At 44.9% G+C, this 20,051-nt stretch carries 18 protein-coding genes and 1 riboswitch; of the genes, 10 read left to right on the top strand and 8 right to left on the bottom strand.

The window, feature by feature from the left end; translation table 11 throughout:
• Together V7Z60_RS04295 and V7Z60_RS04300 are read right to left on the bottom strand one after the other, a co-directional pair.
• The coding region (locus V7Z60_RS04295; RefSeq protein ID WP_334116589.1) for an MFS transporter at positions 1 to 972 on the bottom strand (972 nt) is incomplete at its 3' end.
• 2 nt (positions 973 to 974) lie between these two features.
• Positions 975 to 1,568: a hypothetical protein gene (locus tag V7Z60_RS04300; protein ID WP_334116590.1), complete on the bottom strand. Its 594-nt coding sequence runs from the start codon at positions 1,566 to 1,568 to the stop codon at positions 975 to 977.
• Positions 1,569 to 2,420: 852 nt separating this feature from the next.
• Here V7Z60_RS04300 and V7Z60_RS04305 point away from each other — a divergent pair.
• The 5 genes from V7Z60_RS04305 to V7Z60_RS04325 all read left to right on the top strand — a co-directional run bounded on the left by V7Z60_RS04305 (position 2,421) and on the right by V7Z60_RS04325 (position 6,297).
• The gene (locus tag V7Z60_RS04305; RefSeq protein WP_334116591.1) at positions 2,421 to 2,729 is read left to right on the top strand and encodes a helix-turn-helix domain-containing protein; all 309 of its coding nucleotides are present in this window, start codon (positions 2,421 to 2,423) and stop codon (positions 2,727 to 2,729) included.
• A gap of 459 nt (positions 2,730 to 3,188) precedes the next feature.
• The gene (locus V7Z60_RS04310) at positions 3,189 to 4,064 is read left to right on the top strand and encodes a metal ABC transporter solute-binding protein, Zn/Mn family (RefSeq protein ID WP_003692285.1); all 876 of its coding nucleotides are present in this window, start codon (positions 3,189 to 3,191) and stop codon (positions 4,062 to 4,064) included.
• Between the two features lie 18 nt (positions 4,065 to 4,082).
• On the top strand, positions 4,083 to 4,739 hold the full coding sequence (locus tag V7Z60_RS04315; RefSeq protein ID WP_270351462.1) for a metal ABC transporter ATP-binding protein: 657 nt from the start codon (positions 4,083 to 4,085) through the stop codon (positions 4,737 to 4,739).
• Positions 4,739 to 5,539: a metal ABC transporter permease gene (locus V7Z60_RS04320; RefSeq protein WP_022280214.1), complete on the top strand. Its 801-nt coding sequence runs from the start codon at positions 4,739 to 4,741 to the stop codon at positions 5,537 to 5,539. Before V7Z60_RS04315 ends, V7Z60_RS04320 begins: the two co-directional genes overlap by 1 nt.
• 194 nt (positions 5,540 to 5,733) lie before the next feature.
• Positions 5,734 to 6,297, top strand: coding sequence for an ECF transporter S component (locus V7Z60_RS04325; RefSeq protein WP_334116593.1), 564 nt, complete (start codon positions 5,734 to 5,736; stop codon positions 6,295 to 6,297).
• A 167-nt stretch (positions 6,298 to 6,464) separates the two neighbouring features.
• Here V7Z60_RS04325 and V7Z60_RS04330 read toward each other — a convergent pair whose 3' ends face one another.
• Complete coding sequence (locus V7Z60_RS04330) at positions 6,465 to 7,157, bottom strand: DUF6612 family protein (RefSeq protein ID WP_334116595.1); 693 nt, start codon at positions 7,155 to 7,157, stop codon at positions 6,465 to 6,467.
• A gap of 473 nt (positions 7,158 to 7,630) precedes the next feature.
• Between V7Z60_RS04330 and V7Z60_RS04335 the strand changes: the two genes are divergently transcribed.
• From V7Z60_RS04335 to V7Z60_RS04350, 4 genes are all read left to right on the top strand, one after another.
• Positions 7,631 to 8,092, top strand: a complete 462-nt coding sequence (locus tag V7Z60_RS04335) for a lactococcin 972 family bacteriocin (protein ID WP_215673264.1) — start codon at positions 7,631 to 7,633, stop codon at positions 8,090 to 8,092.
• 5 nt (positions 8,093 to 8,097) lie between these two features.
• Entirely contained in the window at positions 8,098 to 10,191 is a 2,094-nt protein-coding gene (locus V7Z60_RS04340; RefSeq protein WP_334116597.1) for a hypothetical protein, read from the top strand.
• Positions 10,181 to 10,831, top strand: a complete 651-nt coding sequence (locus V7Z60_RS04345; RefSeq protein ID WP_334116598.1) for an ATP-binding cassette domain-containing protein — start codon at positions 10,181 to 10,183, stop codon at positions 10,829 to 10,831. The genes V7Z60_RS04340 and V7Z60_RS04345 overlap by 11 nt, the downstream gene beginning before the upstream one ends.
• A 96-nt stretch (positions 10,832 to 10,927) precedes the next feature.
• Positions 10,928 to 11,030, top strand: a riboswitch (THF riboswitch).
• 64 nt (positions 11,031 to 11,094) lie between these two features.
• On the top strand, positions 11,095 to 11,649 hold the full coding sequence (locus tag V7Z60_RS04350) for a folate family ECF transporter S component (RefSeq protein WP_334116599.1): 555 nt from the start codon (positions 11,095 to 11,097) through the stop codon (positions 11,647 to 11,649).
• 88 nt (positions 11,650 to 11,737) lie between these two features.
• Here the strand turns inward: V7Z60_RS04350 and lepB are convergent, their stop codons facing one another.
• The 3 genes from lepB to serC all read right to left on the bottom strand — a co-directional run bounded on the left by lepB (position 11,738) and on the right by serC (position 14,815).
• Positions 11,738 to 12,268 (bottom strand): signal peptidase I, encoded by a 531-nt coding sequence (lepB, locus tag V7Z60_RS04355; protein WP_334116601.1) that lies wholly within the window; start codon positions 12,266 to 12,268, stop codon positions 11,738 to 11,740.
• Positions 12,269 to 12,548: 280 nt separating this feature from the next.
• A complete protein-coding gene (locus V7Z60_RS04360) occupies positions 12,549 to 13,727 on the bottom strand; it encodes a 3-phosphoglycerate dehydrogenase family protein (RefSeq protein WP_334116602.1) in 1,179 nt (392 codons plus the stop codon).
• Complete coding sequence (gene serC / locus V7Z60_RS04365) at positions 13,727 to 14,815, bottom strand: 3-phosphoserine/phosphohydroxythreonine transaminase (RefSeq protein WP_334116604.1); 1,089 nt, start codon at positions 14,813 to 14,815, stop codon at positions 13,727 to 13,729. The genes V7Z60_RS04360 and serC overlap by 1 nt, the downstream gene beginning before the upstream one ends.
• A 753-nt stretch (positions 14,816 to 15,568) precedes the next feature.
• On the opposite strand from serC, the gene V7Z60_RS04370 reads away from it, so the two are divergent.
• Positions 15,569 to 16,993 (top strand): C40 family peptidase, encoded by a 1,425-nt coding sequence (locus V7Z60_RS04370; RefSeq protein WP_334116607.1) that lies wholly within the window; start codon positions 15,569 to 15,571, stop codon positions 16,991 to 16,993.
• A gap of 886 nt (positions 16,994 to 17,879) precedes the next feature.
• On the opposite strand, the gene V7Z60_RS04375 is transcribed toward V7Z60_RS04370, so the two are convergent.
• Both V7Z60_RS04375 and V7Z60_RS04380 read right to left on the bottom strand, forming a co-directional pair.
• A complete protein-coding gene (locus tag V7Z60_RS04375; RefSeq protein ID WP_334116605.1) occupies positions 17,880 to 18,566 on the bottom strand; it encodes an amino acid ABC transporter permease in 687 nt (228 codons plus the stop codon).
• 15 nt (positions 18,567 to 18,581) lie between these two features.
• The gene (locus V7Z60_RS04380) at positions 18,582 to 19,412 is read right to left on the bottom strand and encodes a transporter substrate-binding domain-containing protein (protein ID WP_334116606.1); all 831 of its coding nucleotides are present in this window, start codon (positions 19,410 to 19,412) and stop codon (positions 18,582 to 18,584) included.
• Positions 19,413 to 20,051 lie beyond the last annotated feature (639 nt).

The raw sequence follows: 20,051 nt of genomic DNA on the forward strand, positions 1-20,051 counted from the left end.
AATGTTATACAAGGGTATTGCCGCCCCAAGTACCAGCAGTCCCAATGAAGAAACCACAAGTGACGATGTCCCGCCCATCATGAGAAGCGCAACGGGTACCTGAATCAAAGCCAGGGAAATGAACTGATGTATCTTTATCTTGTCCGTCAGGAATCTGTAGGCCACTGAAGAAATCAGAAAGCCACAGGAAAACAGTGAGTCCAGAATGCCGACCATTTTACTGCTGTCATGCGCAGCGGCAATCTGCGTAAGATAAACATCCAGGGGAGCCAGTACAACGTTGAATAAAACGGCTCCCAAAAGTACGGGGACAAGAAAATGGTTTGCACTTAAAAAACGGTATGATTCACCAAAACCTGAAACAAGTACATTGCTGCTCTTCGAATTACCATGCGAAACTTCAATGTTGTCAGGAACATCCAGAAACATAACCATGAAAATGACAATGATGCATGACAAGGCGTCAATTCCAAATACTCCAGTTGAACCAATCAGACTTACAAGTGCCGTGACAATTACACCTGAAAAGAGATTTGCACTTGTCATGGCCGTTGAAATGTCAGCGTTGAGCTTCATGTATTCATCTTTTTCAAAGGTCAGTATGATTATCTTGCTGATGATTGGTGTATAGAAATCACACAGAACACTGTAAACAACTGCCATTAACGTCAGAAGCGCAAAATTATGTACCCCCAGAACAATCATGCCCAGTATAGCCAGAACCGATATGGCAGAAAATGTCAAAGATGTAATCAGGAGTTTCTTCAGATTCTGACAGTCATCCACCACTGAACCGATTGGGCTCGCAAAGACGATACCCGGAATGAACAAGAAAAAGGAATACAATCCCACGTACATGGGATTACTGAACCAGGTGGATATCAGAATAACCAGCGAAATTCTCGTCATGGCAGTGCCAAAATTATTGATGAACTGTGATGATCTGATAATTTCTGCATTTTTATCCTTCATTTTCACTCACCGATTTCATCCATAAGATAATCCATCTTATTACCAGTAGTATCACCTAACCCAGTCAATCTTTTAAATTCATTGGCTATTTCACTTAATTTATCAATGTTTTGAGGTGAAGGAACTGATGTTTCAAATTCAATAAAAGTAAATACTCTATCATTTATCATTAAGCTATCCACTGATGAATGCATATTATCACCTAAAATAAATCCTCGCCTTTTTTGTTCAATGGAAATTATACTATTCAAATTAAACTCTCTTCCATATTCTCTAAAAGGCGACAAATCTTTTAAAATCAACGGAACATTCTCGATTTTACAATCGTCACCCATTTCCAATGAAATAACTACTCCATCCAAACTACATATATTTTTTTTGAACTCCAATCTCCCTGAATTAGGATTATGGCTATTAACGCAATATTTAAGATGACCTATTTTATCATTTCCGCCATTACTAAAATAAAAATCATTCTCCATTCTGATACCATTTTCTGCAAAACCCATTTTTTTGACTACATCTACTATCAAATCCATGGAATCACGGTCAGCAACTACGAATCTTCTTTCGTATTCTACACCTATATACATCATTTCCATCAACTCACTTTGAATAATCTATGTATGTTGTTCTACATCCAAGTTTTCTTAAAACTTTATCCGCAATTTTCAAATGCTCCAGATCAGGTTTGAAATGCCCGGACTTATTATTTAATATTGCACTGACATAATTATTGTCCTTAGCTTTCAATAAAATTTCGCCCGCACAATAAACGTTCAAATTACTGTTATAAGCCAAAACGGCATGCTTCGGATAATTTAATCTATCGTAAAGAATATCTATTGGATTGAACGAGCAATCGTATATAATCAAATTGAAATTTTCATCTATAATATATAGATACCATTTACCAATAGAGTATTTTCGTATATTATCCATATCAATCTTAATATTTTTTATCGAAATGTATTAGGTTTTTATCATTCACCGACATAGGTTCCCATTTATTTTGCGGCATTTTTAATGCGTCTGGCCATATGTTTTACACGTGTCAAAATTTCCAAAAAGCAATCTGAATCATCGCTTTCCAAATTGTTCATAACCGTCAGCAACTGCAACATCATCATATATACGATAAGAGAATTGCTTGAATATTTTATTTCATAGTCATTAATCATGTCTATGTACTTATTGTAAATATCTTCCATCTCACTCGATTGATGTATTTTCTCCATCATTATCATCCTAATCTCCATTCACATAATCAAAATAAACATGCATAACCATGTCTGTCATAGTCGTCTCAAACATATAATCAACACTAAATTATTTTGCGCTTAAAATTTAATGGTTTTGTAACGCTTTTCCAATTATCATTGTACTATAATCGTCTCTATAATAGTTAATTTATTCATATCTGCATATTTTTTGGGGGGGTAGATTTCATGAACTACGGAAGAGTATTCCAACGGCTGCGCATGGAAAAGGGAATGACACAGAAAAAGGCTGCGAAAGGGATTGTCTCGCAGTCAACACTTTCACGTTTTGAAAATTGCGGGAACATTGACATGATTTCGTTCATGCTCCTTCTTGACCGCATCGGCATGTCACCGGATCAGTTCTTCAGGGACTGCATCTGTTCAAGGGATGATGCCCCTCCGATAATACCGAAACGACTTGGAATGTTTCCCTTGGAATTTACGAGATACTGCTCTGATTCCAAACTGAACGCTTCTGATTATCGCCTTAAATAATTCTTAAATAATTCGATATATTTTCTTTAGATTCATTGTGTACAATTTAATTACAGCTTGAAGTAGAACACCAAAACTTGAATACACCCGCATCTGATTCTCCCCTTTCAGATGCGTCGGAAAGCTGATAATGCTGCAGACTTTCCCCGGTCTGCAGCCACAACACATACTCCTTTTTTCCTCCGTATTTCCCCGTACGGAGGTTTTTTTGTGTCTCAGCGTAATTTCTCAAGTTCCCCAGAATCCGATAATTCACTCGCACGAAAATCCAAAAAAATTTAAATCGTAATATTACCCACGCCATTACGATTAATATCACAACACTGTTTCCTTCTAAATCGTAATAAGGTTGATATGTCAACGTTTCTTGCTTGACAGTCATATTTTAGGCGGTTATGATTTTAATCGTAACAATTACTAAATAAAACTCAAGTACGCTGTTAAAGAAAGGAATTATGCATGAATAAAAGAACTCATTTGCTCTCATTATGTCTTTTGACGATCTGTACGCTGCTTATTCTTGGGGGATGCGCGAATCAAAGCAAAAAAAGCAGTTCTGACAAGCTGAACGTGGTTTCGACTCTGGATTTTTATGGCGAAACGGCCAAGGCAGTCCTTGGAAAAAACGGAACCGTCACGTCCCTTATCGACAACCCGAACATCGACCCGCACGACTTTGAAGCAACGACCAAAACGGCCAAGCAAACCGCAAATGCCGACGTCATCATCAGAAACGGCGCCGGCTATGACGACTGGATCAAAAAACTTTCGGACAAAAAGAGCATTTCCGCTGCCAGATTGATGAACGTCAAGGACGGTCAAAACGAACACCTCTGGTACAATCCTGAAACGATGTCAAGGCTTGCGGACGAACTAGTCAATGTTTTTTCAAAGAAAATGCCGTCAAGAAAAGCCGAATTCAAGCAAAATGCCGCAGCATATAAGAAAAAAGTCGCCAGACTGAACAGCGAACTCGAAAAAATCAGAGCTGAAAGAATTGAGAAGCCAGTGGCCGTTTCGGAACCGGTTTTTGACTACTCGCTTGAAAAAATGGGCTACAAAGTCGCAAACGCTCACTTTGCCAAGGCAGTCGAAGAAGAAAGCGATCCGTCATATACGGACATCAAGAATCTGCAAAATAAAATCAAGCGAAAAGAAATCGCCTTTTTCGTGTATAATGTTCAAAGTGACGGCACGACCGTCAAAAACATCGTAAATCTTTGCAAAAAACACGACATCCCGGTTGTCAAGGTAACGGAGACGCTGCCAGAAGGAAAGAACTATTTCAATTGGCTGCAATCGGAATACCGTCAGATTGCAGAAATCGAAAAATAATCGGAAAGAAGAACGACTATGGATTCTATTTTGAAAGTGACCGACCTGAATCTGAAAATCCCCGACCGAACGCTTTTTTCAAATCTGTCATTTGAAATTCCGCGCGGAAAACTGACCTGTATCACGGGTGAAAACGGCGTCGGCAAAACGACTCTGATCAAACATCTTCTGGCGGACTTAGCGCATGACTACGAAGAACATGCCAAGTTCATGGTTTCAAGAGATCAAGTTCAATACGTGCCGCAGCTTCGAAGCATTGATGACGAATATCCGCTTTGCATTCGTGATTTTGCGGCTTTCGGGCTCAAGACCAGCAGCATTTTTTTGAACAGAAAATCCAGGGAAAAGCTGGCCGCCATCCTCTCTGAAACCAATTTGACAAAAATTGCCGACCGACCGCTCGGACGAGCTTCCGGCGGTGAAAAGCAACGCGCCTATCTCGCCCAGGCTCTTTGTGCCGATCCGAAGCTTTTGATTTTAGACGAAGCAACCGCGAGTCTTGATCAGACAAGCAAGCACGAACTCTTGAAAATGCTTCGCAACGTCATGAAAGAACATGGCCTGACCATCATGTTCATCACGCACGATCCTGAATTGATTGCCGCTTATGCCGACTACGAACTGCATTTGGCAGACAAATCGGGAAAACTCATCAAAAAGGGGGACAAGAACTGATGCTTCAATATGATTTCATGCGCTATGCCTTTATCGCGGGGATTTTCATCGCGCTGATCTGCGGCGTCATGGGCGTCTTCGTCGTGGCGCGCCAGACTTCGTTTTTCACGCACACATTGTCCGAAATCGGTTTTTCCGGTGCTTCGTTCGGCGTCTTTGCCGGCATTTCACCGCTTTCAGGGATGCTGTTGTTTACCTGCTCGTCTGCCCTCCTGATCGGTTTTTCAGGCGAAAAGCTCGGCCGGCGCGAATCTTCAATCAGCGTCTTCTCCGGTCTTTTCCTCGGACTCGGGATTTTGTTTCTATCCCTTTCAAACAAGCAGGCCAATTATGCAACGAGCATTCTCTTCGGAAGCATCGTCGGAATCAATCGCTCAAGCGTTGACATTCTAGTCGGATTAAGCATTTTTTTGCTTTTGGTCATTTTCCTGCTGTTCAAGCGCTTGGCCTACAACTCGTTTGATTCGCAAGGCGCTGAATATAATCAGCGTTTCAACAAGCTGATTTCAATCATCTTCTTGATCATGCTTGCGCTGACAATCAGCATCACGGCGCAGATCGTCGGTTCATTGCTGATTTTCGTTTTACTGACGATTCCTGCATCGGCAGCCAAGTATTTTGCGCACACGCTGAAAAAGATGATCGTGCTCAACTTCCTGTTCGCCCTGTTCGGAATCTGGTTCGGCCTTGTTCTGAGCTGGGTGACCGATCTTCCGGTCAGCTTCTTCATCACCGTCATTGAGGCGCTGATTTACGGCAGCGCCATCTTGAAGGAACATTTTGACACATATCAAAAATAATTTATGTCAGCGGATGATTCGCAGCTGTTTTGTGAATCATCCGTTTTTTTGTGTCCGCACAGTCGACATCTCATCCAAGCACATAATTGTATCGATACATTATCAGAAAATTAAATAAAACATTATTTATTAATTGATTTTTAACCATCCGAAACCTATAATTCACTTAACGCTATTATGAAGAAGGTTTTATTATGAGAAATGAAAAGCTTTACGCAGTAATTCGGGCAGCATTCTTCGCTGCGCTTGACTATGTCTTCGCAATGTTCCAGATTCACGTCCCGTCACCGGTCGGACATCCCTTCGTTGACCTCGGCTTCACGTTTGTTGCCCTGGGCACGATGTTTCTCGGCTTCAAATACGGCTTCATCTCCGGTGCCGTCGGTCTCGGCGTCTTCGATCTTCTGAACGGCTATGCCAATCATGCCTACCTGACCGTCATGGAAGTCCTTTTGCTGACGGCGGCCGTTGCGGTTTCCTACAGGCTGCTGAACAGAAATGACGGTCTTTCCAGCCCGTCACTGATTACAATCGGCATTGTCTCCGGCCTCGTCAAGATGTTTTCCGGCTATCTCCGCTATCTCGCCGAAAGTCTCATCGATGCCGGTCTTCCGTTCGGCAAGGCTGCCGTAACTGCACTCGCCGCCTTCCCTGCAGACTTCGCAACAGGCTTCGTGATGTTCTTTGCAGTTCCGGTATTCTTCGTCGTCATGTCCAGGGTGACAGGCCGGATGAATCTGTCCGTACAGAAGCATTGAAACAGGAAATAAGGAGGAACCCCCGGGGATGACTGTAATCCCCGGGGGTTCCTTCATTATCATGAATTTTGCTTCTTCAGAGCCTGACAGCGTCCGTCTGTCCGACGTACCTGCTTACCGGACCCGGATCCCCCTATGGAGACGGCATCTGAGACAAAAAGCGTAGTCTACTTGCTGAGGTCAATGTAATCTGACGGCATCTCAATCTTCTTCACGTTGTTGATGTTCCTGTATGTACCCTTATACACTTCCCTGACCGTTCCCTTCTCGCCGTTGTCCCTGGCAGTCAGCGTCAGATTGATTCTGTAGTTTTTCGGCATATAATCCTTCTTGTCAACTTCAATGACATACTTGAACGTCTTGAAGTCAATCTTTTTCAAATCCGCACTCGAGATCCTGGCGGTGCCGGTGCTGCTTATCTGCTTGAAGACATCCTTCTTGAGTTCATCCGTGAACTTCTTCCCGGCATTGAACGTGAGGATGTAGCTTCCCCCCTTTGAGCTGATGTCACAGTCAACCTTGTCCTTCTTCATCATCCTGAGATACCTGGACGCAGTCTCCTTTGACTGATTCGTCGACCTGCTGACAGTATCATAGCTTGAAATAGACTTCCTGTACCACTTTCCCATGGACGGCATCCTGATGTAGACGTCACTTTCGTCACACACCGCCTCAATGGTGTTGGAAGATCCGTTTGCAAGCTTCGACTTTGCCACGACCTTCGCTGCCTTCGGCTTGCTGGTATACGTAATGTCCATGTCAACATTGGTCGACTTGCTCTCCGAACTGGCCGTCATCTTCATGTTGCTGTCCAGTTCAGCGCTCTTGATCTTGTCAAAGCCGTCAATCGTATTCTGCATGACCTTCTCCTTGTTCGGCCCGCATGCAGTGAGTCCCCCCCACCGTCAACAGCATCGCAGCAGCCACCATAATTTTCCTTTTCATAATAAGTCCCCCAATTAATTGAAATATTCACGAATAATATATTAACAAATTTTCACCTCATCAGCAATAACATTATTTTTTTGTTAATAAGAATTAATTATATTGTGCACGATCTATTCTGAAAAATACAGAGCTGACCATCCAGATGAGCTTGCTTGAAACAAGAGGCATTTCAAGACGCACATTGATTCCGTACAACGATGAAATGCATGTATTCCAAGGTTTAATTAACATAATGGCTAATCAAGTTTTATTCCTTGGATGTTAATTCTGTCATTTTTGACAATTCTAAAGGCAGATTATTGAAAATAATTGTTTGAAAAAACAATTGCCATTAATTTCACATATGTATATAATGTTCCTATAATTTAAAAAGGAGGTAGATTTTATGTCTACAATAAAGAAAATATTCTCATCGGTTGCCACAGCCGGAATCATCTTTGTTATCGGTTCCTTTTCCAGCAAGGCTACCAACGTGACTTTGGATAGCGATGCTCCTTCTAGTGGCAGCGTCACTCTGGATGAAAATGACAACATTGTATCAACATCATCACCAACTATCTATAATTCAATCCAAAACTCAACCAATCGCCACTTTATTGCGCCTGCAACAGCATATCACTATGCACATAGTGACTGGGTTTTCTACACTGACCACCATAACTACCTTACTGGAAAAAAAACAGGTCATTCAAATTATCTTCATCGTACAGCCGGTCATGGTTCCTATGCGAAAGTAGGCAACGGCAAGGGAGGCGGTTGGAGTTATGCAAAAGCCGGAATATGGTCCTATGCTCAGCATCGTGGGAAAGGAACATTCGTTGCCAAATACAGTTCGCCATTTAATTAAGGAAAATGAACAATAAAATTCTCAACCTCCTGACACTTATCCTCATGATGTTCACCTCATTTCTTGTCATCATGACCGGAAACAGGCAGTATCAGACGGAAAAAGTCGTCAGCCAGTTCAATTTGAGCAGCGAATTCCACCCGTTCAGTCTTCCGGATCAGGAAAATGTTTCACAAAGCCGCTGCAGAAAACGTCTTGAAGTGCTGAATCAAGTTTCAGACCAGACTGGGATCAACTATCTGAATCGCCGGCTTTTCTCAGCCAGTCCGATGAGCGGACACCGGCTCGACTACAGCAGATCCATCGACAGGGTGACATTTGCAGTCCATACCGTACGCAGGACAAGGCTCATGGAGAACTTTGAAATGAAGCCCTCCCTGATTGAACACGGGAGAACATTTAAAATTCCCTCACTTCACGGATATTCTTCCAATGTAATACCGGTTGAAGACATCATGAACGGTTCGAACTGTCGCGAAGGAACATTCTTCATCGAAGCATCGGATGAAAAGCAAATTGATGAATTCATTTCCCTGCTCAAGAACAGACTGAATGAAAGCGAGCATCAGTCATTCAGGAATTCCGACTTCAAGGTCAATCCGGAGTTCATCTCCGAACTTTCACCTGATGATGGAGACAATCCCGGACAGATAATGGTGACATCGCTGCTCTTCATGATCATCTTCCTCATCACCCTCATCCTGTCATCTTCACGGGAACTGGCAGTCCATCGCATGAACGGACTTTCCATCCGGAGCTCGTTCCTTGTCCTTCTTGGAAAGGGGTGGCTTGTCTCCTGCATCACCACACTTGCAGTTGACTTTGTCTGCAGAGCTGCATTTAACTGGAACTGGTCCGTTTCCGCCTCAATGTGCCAGATTGCCGTCATGATCAGCATGCCTGCCGTCTTCATGACCGTTGCCGGACTTCTTCAGTCACCCCACCTTGCAGGACAGGTCAACGGAAGAAGCCATGGCAGGATGATGTTCACTGCAATGTACGCCGCAAAGGGAATTGCCCTTGCGGCATGCTTCTTCTCGATGATTCCCCTGGCCCAGCTTGTTGAAACGTCATGCCGGCCGACGTCAGCTTCAGGACAGCATGACAGCCATGCTGTCTTCTATCCCGTTCAGGATGGGAACAATACCATTCAACAGCTCATGCGTGACGCCGGAAACAGAGAAGTCATCTACAGGAAGCTCAATTCCATGGGAGCACTGCTGATTGATGACAACGCCCTTCATCAGCCTGAAGACGTTCCGCAGGAAATAAGATTCGTCAGCGTCAATCCCAATTATCTTAAACAATTCCCGTTGTATGACAGCAAGAGCAGGAGAATCAGGGTCTCGGACAACGATGACAGAATCATTCTCTGCATACCCGAAAACAGGCAGGGCTTCACCAGAGGACTGCTCAAGTATGTCAGGCGCAATGCCGAAAAGGAACTGGGGCATGTACCGAAGATAAAGATCTACCACACTGTTCCTTCAGGAAACAGGAATTTCAGGAACTTCAATGACGGAAAGCTCATGAACAGGGACACTGTATTTGTCATGACCTACGAAAATTCCACTCCCATCAGCAGAAACATCATGAACGGCGAGGGCGAAAATGACTGTCTGAAGATTCCGGTCGGCAAATCGGTTTCGAAAACGTACTCTTCCATCGAACCTCTGCTCAGAAGACACGACATGGATGACAATTACCGTCAGCTTGTAAGAATCAGCGACCTCAAGGAAGAGGACATGAGAATGGAGTTGGGAGATTTGAGGGAAGACTTACTTCTTTTCCTTGCGGGAACGTTACTGACGCTTTCCATGTCAGGTTATACAGCCCTGCTGTTCTTCAAGGCATTCAAGCGCGAAATCATCCTGAAGAGAGCCCTGGGATTCACTTCAGTCAGGGCATGCCGCGGTCTTACCGCACTGCTTGCCCTGCAATACGCCGTAATGATTGCCTTTCTCTTCCGGCAGGAAATGTTCAACTCGCTTAACATCATCCTGCTCATCGGCACTGCCGTCACCGAACTGGTCATCAACATGATGACCATCAGACATCTCGAAAAAAAGGAAATGGGGGGAGTACTCAATGGAGAATGAAAACATCGTCGAAATATCATCAATGTGCAAGTCATTTGGCAAAAAACAGGTCTTCTCAGACTTTTCCCTGTCCATTCCGGAACACGGAATCACGACCGTCTTCGGTCCGAGCGGCAGCGGCAAGTCGACTCTTCTTAACATCATCGGCCTGCTGGAGAACTTCGAGTCCGGAACAGTCCGCCTCTTCGGCAGAAGGATTCCCGGAACCGACAGCAGGAAGGCCATGCTTCTGCGTCGTAATGAGATTTCCTTCCTGTTTCAGAACTTCGGACTCATGGAAAGTCGTACAATCAGGCAGAACCTCCTGATAGGCCTGCAGTATTCGCATCTGAGCACAAAGGAGAAGAACATCCGGATGCTGCAGGCACTTGAACAGACCGGACTCGACAAACCGCTGAACACCCATGTATACAACCTTTCAGGCGGAGAACAGCAGCGGGTGGCCCTGGCACGCGTCCTTCTCAAGCCTTCAAGACTTGTCCTGGCCGACGAGCCGACCGGATCGCTTGACCCGAAGAACAGGGATTTCGTCATGAACAGGATTTCCGCCTTGAAGGACTGCGGCAAGACCGTGATTGTCGTTTCACATGATGATAAATTCAGGGAAATAAGCGACAACGTCATTTTCCTGCGTCCATGACAGTATCCGGCTCGAAACGCACAATTAAACACGGTGTTTTTGCAACGTTCGTGTCCTGTAGTGGATTTCACCTGCAAACTATGGTATATTATTCGTTACAGGGGTAGGAAGTCCTGCGTCAAGGGCTGACGGAACGGAATGTGAACGTCAGCAGAAGGGTCCTGTCATTGACCCGCGTGGTTCTTCCGCATTCACCATAATTACAATTAAATGATTTTTGGTGCTTGTCTCCCCCGATAAAACCATAGGGAGATGTTTATCTAATGACAAAACTTACATGGAGCAGTCCCAAACTGACGACTCGTACCCTGACCTTAGGCGCATTGCTGATTGCAATTCAGCTTTGCCTGTCAAAACTGTCAGTCGGTCCGGAAAACGTCGTCAAGATCGGACTGGGCTTTATCGGCACCGCAATGATAGGGTATTTCCTCGGTCCGTGGCTCGGTGGTGTTGCGCTGGTTTTGAACGACCTGATCAGCAATACCGTCTTTTCAACCGGGTCATCCTTCTTCATCGGATTTACCTTCTCTGCATTTGTCACGGGCGTTATCGCCGGATTATTCCTGCACCGCCAGGAAATCACCTGGCAGCGTCTGGCAGCGTACACTTTCTTTCAGATTCTGATTTCAAACGTGTTCTTCAACACGATGTGGATCTTTTTGATGTACTTCCAGACCAGGACGGCAGGTGCCTTGTACGGGCTTCTGGCTCAGCGGATTCCAAAGGAAATCATCAGCTGGCCAGTCGAAGTCATCGTTTTGCTGTTCCTCATGAACGCAATTGAACGCCTGCCAATCAAATCCTTGAATAATAATTGAAGATAATGGGGCCGGACAATTCCGGTCCCATTTTAATTTTCACCAAAAAAGGACTTTTGACGCAAAAAAGCGTCAAAAGTCCCCATTCTTACTTATCCATCACACCGACGACGGCCTTTCCCGGAACAAAGCCAAACATCCGGCTGTCTTCCGAAGTCGAGCGATGATCCCCTAAAACAAAGTAACTGTTTTCAGGAACCCGGTCGACAATCGTCTTCCAGTGATTGCGCACGCCAAGATCATGCAGGTTCCAGTCACCCGTTGATGCAGACGTTTTTTGTCCTTCCTTGAGATAGCTTTCATCAATTTTCCTTCCGTTGACATAGATGATTCCGTTTCTTGATTCAATGTAATCTCCCGGCAGACCGATGACGCGCTTGATGTAATAGCCGCCCTTCTCCGGCTTCACAGGCATCTTTTCAGTATCAAAGACCACGACGTCCGACCGTTTGATTTTCCTGTGGTAATCAATGAAAACCTTCTGACCCGAATCGATTGTCGGAGCCATTGAACTTCCGTAGACTTTGACTTCGGCACCGTCTTTCCTGAACATGAAGAAAGCCGCAAAACACAAAATGCCCGTAACGACCCAGGTACCGAGAACCTTTGCCTTGCTCATTAATTCTCACCTCTGAGAAACTTTTACCCCCATTCTAACATCATCTGTTCAGAATGTATAGAGTGAACCATCGATGCTTTTCTTCATGAAAAATGCAGTGCCTGTAATGACGTCCCTGACGGCAGACACCAAAAAGGACCGTCTCTCCGCACCTCGGAAAACGCATTCACTGTATTTTAAAAAAAGCGGCGTCCGAATCGCATGCGGCAACCCGGATGCCATTAAGGAAACGGAAACACTCTCCGTCTGCCCCTGCCAAGGAACTTAATTATATCATATCTCAGGCGTGATTGTGCAATGTCCTGACGCGAATGACCTCAGGAATCGTCATCAGTTCTTCCTCAAGTTCCCTGACCTGTTCTTCGGAAAGAGCGGCCGCATCAATCACCGTATAGGCAATCTTGTCACGCGACCTGTTAATCATGTTGTCGATGTTGATTTCGCGATTTGCCAGAATTGTCGTGATTCGCCCGACCATGTTGGGGATATTACGGTGAATCAAAGTCAGCCGTAGCGGTGCCTCAAACGGCATTTCGACCGTCGGAAAATTGACCGAATTGACGATGTTTCCCGTTTCAAGATACTTGCGCAAAGTTCTTGCAGCCTGCTTGGCACCGTTGACTTCGGCCTCTTCCGTCGTTCCGCCGAGATGCGGCGTCACGACCGTCTTTTCATGATTAAGCACTTCAGGAGAACTGAAGTCAGTCATGAACAGTTTCAGCTTTCCGGAATCGAGTGCCTCGCAGACATCATGATCGTTGACGATTCCGCCGCGCGAATAATTCAAGAGGACTGCTCCGTCCTTCATCTTTGCAAGCTCCTTTGCAGAAATCAGATTGCGGTTCTGTTCAGTATACGGAATATGAATCGTGACATAGTCGCTGTCATTCAAAACGTCATCGAGTGATTCCGCGCGCGGAATGTCGTTGGAAAGCCTCCAGGCATGCTCAACGGAAATATAGGGATCGTATCCGATGACGTCCATCCCTAAATCATATGCTGCACGGGCAACTTTTGACCCGACGGAACCAAGTCCGATAACGCCGATGCGCTTTCCCTGAAGTTCCGTTCCATCAAAATGGTTCTTGCCTTTTTCGGTCTGCAGCGAAACATCTGCGCCGCCCATCTTCCTGGCCCATTGAATCGCAGGAATAACGGGACGGGCTGCCAGGATCAGGAGCGCAACGACAAGCTCCTTGACGGCGTTGGCATTTGAGCCAGGGGTATTGAATACGACGGTGCCCTGATCCGTGCATTTTACAAGCGGGATATTGTTGACTCCGGCACCCGCCCGGGCAATCGCAAGCACGTTCGTTCCAAACGCCGTCTTATGCATGTCCTGGCTTCTTATCAGCAGGGCATCCGGCTTTTCCGTCTGGTTGACCGTATATGAGTCCTTTGGAAAAACGTCAATCCCTTCCTGAGCAATTACGTTGTAAGTCTTAACATCGAATGTCATTAGTTTTCCCCCTTGACTTCCGTTTCAAATTTTTCCATGAATTCAACCAATGCCCTGACGCCCTCCAGCGGAAACGCATTATACAGGCTGGCCCGCATGCCGCCGACCAGTCGATGGCCCTTGAGATTCTTGAACCCTGCCTCGTCTGCCTCCTTGATGAAGCGCCGGTCCAATTCTTCGTCACCAGTAACGAACGGAATATTCGTCGTTGACCGGTCGCCTGCAAAGACCGGTGACTTGAACAGCCTGGAATTATCCAGGAATTCATAAAGCAGTCCCGCTTTTTCTTCATTGCGCTTTTGTGCGGCATCAACGCCGCCTTCTTCGAGCAGCTGCTTGAAGACGAGACCAGCCGCGTAAATCGCAAAGACCGGCGGTGTGTTGAGCGTCGAATGCTTCCTTGAAAGCTTGACGTAATCAAGCATCGAAGGAAGGTTCTGGCTTTCGTCAAGCAGCGAATGCCTGACGATCACGACGGTCAGGCCGGCCGGGCCGATGTTCTTCTGTGCTCCGGCCATGATCAGTCCAAAATCTTCAACGTTGTATCTTTGGGCAAGAATGTTTGACGACATGTCAGCCACAACGACGTTTCCCTTTGCATCCGGCAGCTTGCGATACATCGTTCCTTCAATCGTGTTGTTGAGCGTGACGTGAACATAGTCGCAAGGTCTGTCCAAATTCAGAGAATACGGCAGCTTCGTGTAATTTTCGGCCTCTCCGGATGCTGCCGCATATGTCGAGATTCCCGGCAGCAAATCCGCTTCCTGCCTGGCACGGACCGCCCAATGTCCGGAATCGACAACGGCAACGGTCTTTTCCCTGCGTGCCAGATTCAGGGGAATCGTGTCAAACTGAAGCGTCCCGCCCCCCTGAAGAAACAGGACATCATAATCGTCCGGCACGTTCATCAGCTGACGCAGATCGCTTTCGGCCTCATTTTGCATGTCGACGTAAAGTGAGGATCGGTGACTGATCTCCATAATGCTCATACCGCTTCCCTTGTATGAAGGAAGTTCCGCCTGGATCTTCTTGACGACTGACTTTGGCATCACCGCCGGTCCAGCTGAAAAGTTATAAATCTCTGTCACATTACCCACTTCTTTCTTGTTTGAATTTAATTAATATATTTCTAATAAACAGAAAAGTTTCTGCTACCCTTTAACTTTAGGCTATTATCATGCAAAATGCAATAAGTTTCAGTGATAAAAATTAAAGAAATGTTTGAATTCCAACTCTTATTTAATGTCTCAATTATTGGATTGACAAATTCAGATTTTAATAATTAACATAACTGTAACATTCACGCGCTTTCATTGACAATCTTTGACGTTTAAAACCCTGTATTTTACAAGAGTTTCCCCTGGCATCGATTCCCTTAAGCCTTTTGTAACATTCATGTAACGTTAGAATGAAAGAGGCCTTTGGAATCCATTACTTCAACAAACAAGAGCCTTTACAAAAAGGTATTTCTCGTCGTTTCATCAATATCTCACAAAAGTTTCACATTTGCCTTTAAAACCTGTTATATCAACAATAATGGGACGTTTATTACAAAAACAACTCATTTTGTAATATTTTTAGCTCATATTTGCAACATTTACCAGTTAGAATAGTACGTATAGGGTGTCAGGGGGAAGTTTACCCTGTTGACATAATCCGTGAAACATGATAAGCATGTTTCTTTGTTTATCGTTGGTGTTATTAGAGCTTATTCCATAGTATTTGAATCGGGAGGATAGAGACTGTTAATAGAATTGAAGAACGTTGCGCAACAGCATTTACAAATCAGGGGCAAGGCTGTTTGCCCTGGTCAGTCGCTTTAGGAAGAGCTGCTGGCCTTGATGCCGGTCTTTAAGCCGGCAAGCGCAGCGGATGCAGTTTTTGCATCATCCTATGTTTTATATAGCAGTTGTAGTTATTTGAATCATACAGCTAAAAATATTTTAATCGGTACAGCTGGTGCTGCAGGTTTGTTTTTGGCCTCAGCTGCAACAGCAAATGCCGACACAGCACATAAAGTTGTTAAAAACGACACTGTCTGGGATCTTTCCCAAAAATACGGCGTCTCCATCGAATCAATTGAAACACTCAACAAGATTGACCAGAACAGTCATTTGATCGTTACTGGTCAGACATTGCAGATTCCTGCAAAGAACGATGCTGGACAACAAGAAGACAAGACAACGGAAGCAACGCATGAGGTTTCAGTAAAAGGCGGTGATTCTCTCTGGACAATCGCGCAGGCTGAAAACACAACTGTTGACAAGCTTCGCTCATTGAACGGCCTTGCATCAGATGAAACCCTAATTTACCCTGGCCAGACGCTCAAGGTTTCAGGAACTGCCCAGGCAACATCACAGCCGCAAACGTCGGCTGACACGCAGCAGGCTTCAGCTCAGACGCAGACACAGCAATCTGCTCAACAGACGGTTTCATCCGACCAGTCTCAGCAGGAAGCTTCAACAAATGCTCAGACTCAACAAGCTGACACACAACAGACCTCTTCAGCTGCTGCAAGCTCTGAAGCTTCTCAACAGCAACAGGTTCAAGTTGTCGTTTCTGCAAACCATACGACTCACACGGTCGTTTCCGGAGAATCCCTCTGGTCAATCGCACAGGATTACGGCGTGACCGTTGATTCGTTACGCCAGTCAAACAACCTTGGTGCTACGCTTGTCGCAGGCACGACTTTGACAATCAACGATCCGACAAAGACTCCTGCACAGCAGCAGCAACAAACGCAAACGACTCAGGCGGAAGCTTCAACTCAAACACAGCAGGCAAGCCAAAGCAACAATAATGCTCAACAGAAGCAAACACAGCAACAGGCTCAACCATCGAGCTCAAGCAGCCAGCAGCAGTCTGCACCTGCTCAGCAGCAAGCGTCACAAACTCCTGCCGCTTCATCCTCAATCAGCGGCAGTGCGGTTGCAGCATACGCTCAACAATTCATCGGCGTGCCTTACGTTTCCGGCGGCAAGACGCCAAGCGGCTTTGACTGCTCAGGATTTACACATTACGTCTACGCACACTTCGGCAAGGAAATCGGAGGATGGACGGTTCCTCAGGAAAGCGCCGGAACACAGATCAGTGTCAGCCAGGCTCAAGTCGGCGATTTGCTCTTCTGGGGAGCACGCGGTAATACTTACCACGTTGCAATCTATCTTGGCGGCGGACAGTATATTGCTGCTCCGGAACCCGGACAAAGCGTCAAAATCGGCAATATCAGTTACTTCCAACCTTCATTTGCTGTTCACGTAAATTAAATAATGGTTCAAAGAGGCTAGGATAAGCAGCCTTAATTGAAAAAAGGATGGGACTTGCAATCAACCGCAAATCCCATCCTTTTTTGTACATGCAGGAACCAACTTCCGGTCATGCCGGAGATAACCAAAGGAATAGCAACAAGCGTCAGCTCCCAGGTATCAAAGTCCGTAAATTTGAATGAAATCCAGGCACTCCTCCCGGACAACGACCGAATTCAGTCGCAAGCTGCCTTTTATCTCTCCCTTATATTGTGATTCATATATGTTTATGTTTTTCCATTTTACGTGTCCTCTGAAGCTTCTCGAAATTAAACGGTCATTATTAATATTTATGCACAAATTTTATTTTTACTCAATTACCAACTGTATATCGTAATTATAGTATTTTTTATCGTAATCATCATCTGAGATATATTTTTTATAGAATAACAATCATCTTTGAGTAAAAATGATTTCCAGTTGTTTTTTTATTTCCGTGATGACAAGAATTAGAACATTTCCAAGTAGTGTTTCTATTCCTTGAAAACACAACTAAAAAACTCCCTAGCCGGGGAAAGGCCAGGGAGAAAAAAAGGTTATATGGAGTATTCGATTATATCGCAGCACTGGGGAAGCGTGCAATACAATAGTTCCTTTGGGAAAAGGAACTAGCTTGAAATTTCTTTCAAGCTGTAAGTTTATAGTACAAGTTTGATGTGAATTTTTTATGAATTTTGATTGAAAAATGATTATTTATTCACTAGACATTTTTTGACTGAATCTTTGTTACCTGCATTGAACGCGAGATGGACTTCACCTTGCAAAAACAAATTAAAACAGCGTCATGGGGCAACATGACGCTGTTTTGCAGTTGCGCCCGCCGACATCATGTGTGTTAGGGAGTTTTTCAGGCCAGGCGCGTATATTTGCGACTCATTTTCTTTTCAAAATATCCAATGATCCAGGATAATGTAAACGTCAATACGAAGTAGATAGCAGCGGCAACAATCAAAGGAGGAACAAAGTCATACAACGTTCCGCCAACACCTAAGGCTTGTGCCGTGACTTCCTGAACGCCAATATAGAACAGAACGGAAGATTCCTTGATCAGGGAGATGAACTCATTTCCCATTGCCGGAAGAGCATTTCTGACTGCCTGCGGCAAAACGATTTCAAACATTACCATATGACGCGTCATCCCCAATGACAGACCGGCCTCGGTCTGCCCCTTCGGAATCGAAATAATCCCCGAACGGAAAATCTCTGCCGTATAAGCCCCTGAATTTAAACCGAGAGCAATCGAACCCGGCAAAACGCGGTCAAGACTGGCACCCAGAATATGAACCGGAGGGATGCTAAGGATTTTTGACAACGAATAGTAAATCAGCATGACTTGAATCATTGAGGGAGTTCCGCGAACAACCGAGATGTAGACGCGGGAAATTGCCGCCAGAATCTTGTTGTCGGAAATTCTCATCAAAACCAGCAGCAGGCCGATCAGAATCCCGATAATGCTTGCAATGATTGAGATGATAATCGTTTGTGCAGTACCTTCAAGAAAGACTGGGTAATAGCGACCTAAAAAGTCAAACATCTGAGATCCTCCCCGTTACTTACCATACTTTGCCTGCAGGTTCTGAGCATCCTGAAGCATCTGGCCTGAAGTGCCGTCTTTTTGAATCTTGTCGATAACCTTGTTAACAACCTTGATCAGCTTCTTATCGCCCTTCTTGGCAGCAACGCTGTATGATTCAATATCCTTGCCGGTTGTCAGTTTCACCTTGGCAATCGCATACTTGTCAGGATTTTGCTTTACGTAATTATTGGCAATTGCATTTTCCAGAACAAGACCGTCAATCTTGCCGTTCTTAAGCTCTGTTGCAAGACTCGTCGTCACGGATTCCGTCACGAGGTTGGCGCCCTTCATTTGCTTTTTAATGATATCTTCCTGCGTCGTTGACTGCTGAGCGCCGATTTGCTTGCCCTTCGTATCGCTGATCTTGTTATACTTGTCAGCATCCTTCTTTTGCACAAGCATAACGTTCTCAACCGTGTAGTAAGGCTTTGAAAAATCAACGACCTTTTCACGCTTGGCCGTCTTCGTCATGCCGCTCAAGACAAGATCGACCTTGTCGTTTTGCAGTTCGGAGATAAGTGACGGAAATTCCGTATTGACGATCTTAAGCTTAACGCCAAGCTTGTCGGCCACTTTTTGAGCAAGCATGATGTCATAACCGGTAATTTCCTTCTTGCCGTTCTTGACGATTGGAAATTCGAACGGCGCAAAGTCTGCCGAAGTACCGATGGTCAAAGTCTTGTTGTCCTTGATTTCCTGAACCGAATTATCTGATGATTTCTTTCCGCATCCGCAAAGGATCAGACCAAGCGCACAAACTGAAGCAATTCCAAGCGTAAATTTCTTAATCATGTTCTTCTTCATATCAATTTCCTCCAATATTCAACGTTGTGCCTGATTCCATGCTGACAGATGCACAACCAATCCTGATAAGCTACGAGACGTCATTTGCCCTTTTCGTCGTCGTTTTTTCATAGTGATTAACTCCTTAACTGTTTCGATATTGCATATATTAAACTTATATGCGGGGTTTGTCAATATATTTATGCAATTTCCAGTGATATTTTTGTTTTTTATGCATTTATGTGGATATCGCAAACGTGACGCCCCGGAATCTGCATTTTTCATGAGTCCTGTTTTTTTGAAAAATGCAGAGCTGCTGGCAACGAACGTTTGCTTGATGCCTCTTGATTTGGCGAAATCCCTGCAATACTCTGCATTTTACGGGCATATTTCAAAAATCGCCGTTTTGCCCGTAATCCCGCCTTGACACGCGGACCAGACAGCAGCCGAATTCAGTCAAGACACTGTATTTGGCAGAAATAGGATCCTGCAATGAAAAATCCGCGCCAAATCATGGCACGGATTTCAAATCATTATTCAGTTGTGGCGTTCGGCTCCACACCTTGGCTTAATCAGGTTCCAGCTCGCATTCCCCCTATCGCAACCAAGGACTCCCTAACCGAGGCAAGCTCGCCTTCGGTCGTCCAAAGCTTGCGTACG

Origin of the sequence: Ligilactobacillus sp., assembly GCF_036846325.1 — a bacterium.
Classification (GTDB): Bacteria; Bacillota; Bacilli; order Lactobacillales; family Lactobacillaceae; genus Ligilactobacillus.

Excerpts from the sequence above, each read along its gene's own strand:
- V7Z60_RS04300 (WP_334116590.1), bottom strand. The coding sequence starts at position 1,568 with ATGATGTATATAGGTGTAGAATACGAAAGAAGATTCGTAGTTGCTGAC.
- V7Z60_RS04305 (WP_334116591.1), top strand. The coding sequence starts at position 2,421 with ATGAACTACGGAAGAGTATTCCAACGGCTGCGCATGGAAAAGGGAATG.
- V7Z60_RS04310 (WP_003692285.1), top strand. The coding sequence starts at position 3,189 with ATGAATAAAAGAACTCATTTGCTCTCATTATGTCTTTTGACGATCTGT.
- V7Z60_RS04315 (WP_270351462.1), top strand. The coding sequence starts at position 4,083 with ATGGATTCTATTTTGAAAGTGACCGACCTGAATCTGAAAATCCCCGAC.
- V7Z60_RS04320 (WP_022280214.1), top strand. The coding sequence starts at position 4,739 with ATGCTTCAATATGATTTCATGCGCTATGCCTTTATCGCGGGGATTTTC.
- V7Z60_RS04325 (WP_334116593.1), top strand. The coding sequence starts at position 5,734 with ATGAGAAATGAAAAGCTTTACGCAGTAATTCGGGCAGCATTCTTCGCT.
- V7Z60_RS04330 (WP_334116595.1), bottom strand. The coding sequence starts at position 7,157 with ATGCAGAATACGATTGACGGCTTTGACAAGATCAAGAGCGCTGAACTG.
- V7Z60_RS04335 (WP_215673264.1), top strand. The coding sequence starts at position 7,631 with ATGTCTACAATAAAGAAAATATTCTCATCGGTTGCCACAGCCGGAATC.
- V7Z60_RS04340 (WP_334116597.1), top strand. The coding sequence starts at position 8,098 with ATGAACAATAAAATTCTCAACCTCCTGACACTTATCCTCATGATGTTC.
- V7Z60_RS04345 (WP_334116598.1), top strand. The coding sequence starts at position 10,181 with ATGGAGAATGAAAACATCGTCGAAATATCATCAATGTGCAAGTCATTT.
- V7Z60_RS04350 (WP_334116599.1), top strand. The coding sequence starts at position 11,095 with ATGACAAAACTTACATGGAGCAGTCCCAAACTGACGACTCGTACCCTG.
- lepB (WP_334116601.1), bottom strand. The coding sequence starts at position 12,268 with ATGAGCAAGGCAAAGGTTCTCGGTACCTGGGTCGTTACGGGCATTTTG.
- V7Z60_RS04360 (WP_334116602.1), bottom strand. The coding sequence starts at position 13,727 with ATGACATTCGATGTTAAGACTTACAACGTAATTGCTCAGGAAGGGATT.
- V7Z60_RS04370 (WP_334116607.1), top strand. The coding sequence starts at position 15,569 with ATGCCGGTCTTTAAGCCGGCAAGCGCAGCGGATGCAGTTTTTGCATCA.
- V7Z60_RS04375 (WP_334116605.1), bottom strand. The coding sequence starts at position 18,566 with ATGTTTGACTTTTTAGGTCGCTATTACCCAGTCTTTCTTGAAGGTACT.
- V7Z60_RS04380 (WP_334116606.1), bottom strand. The coding sequence starts at position 19,412 with ATGAAGAAGAACATGATTAAGAAATTTACGCTTGGAATTGCTTCAGTT.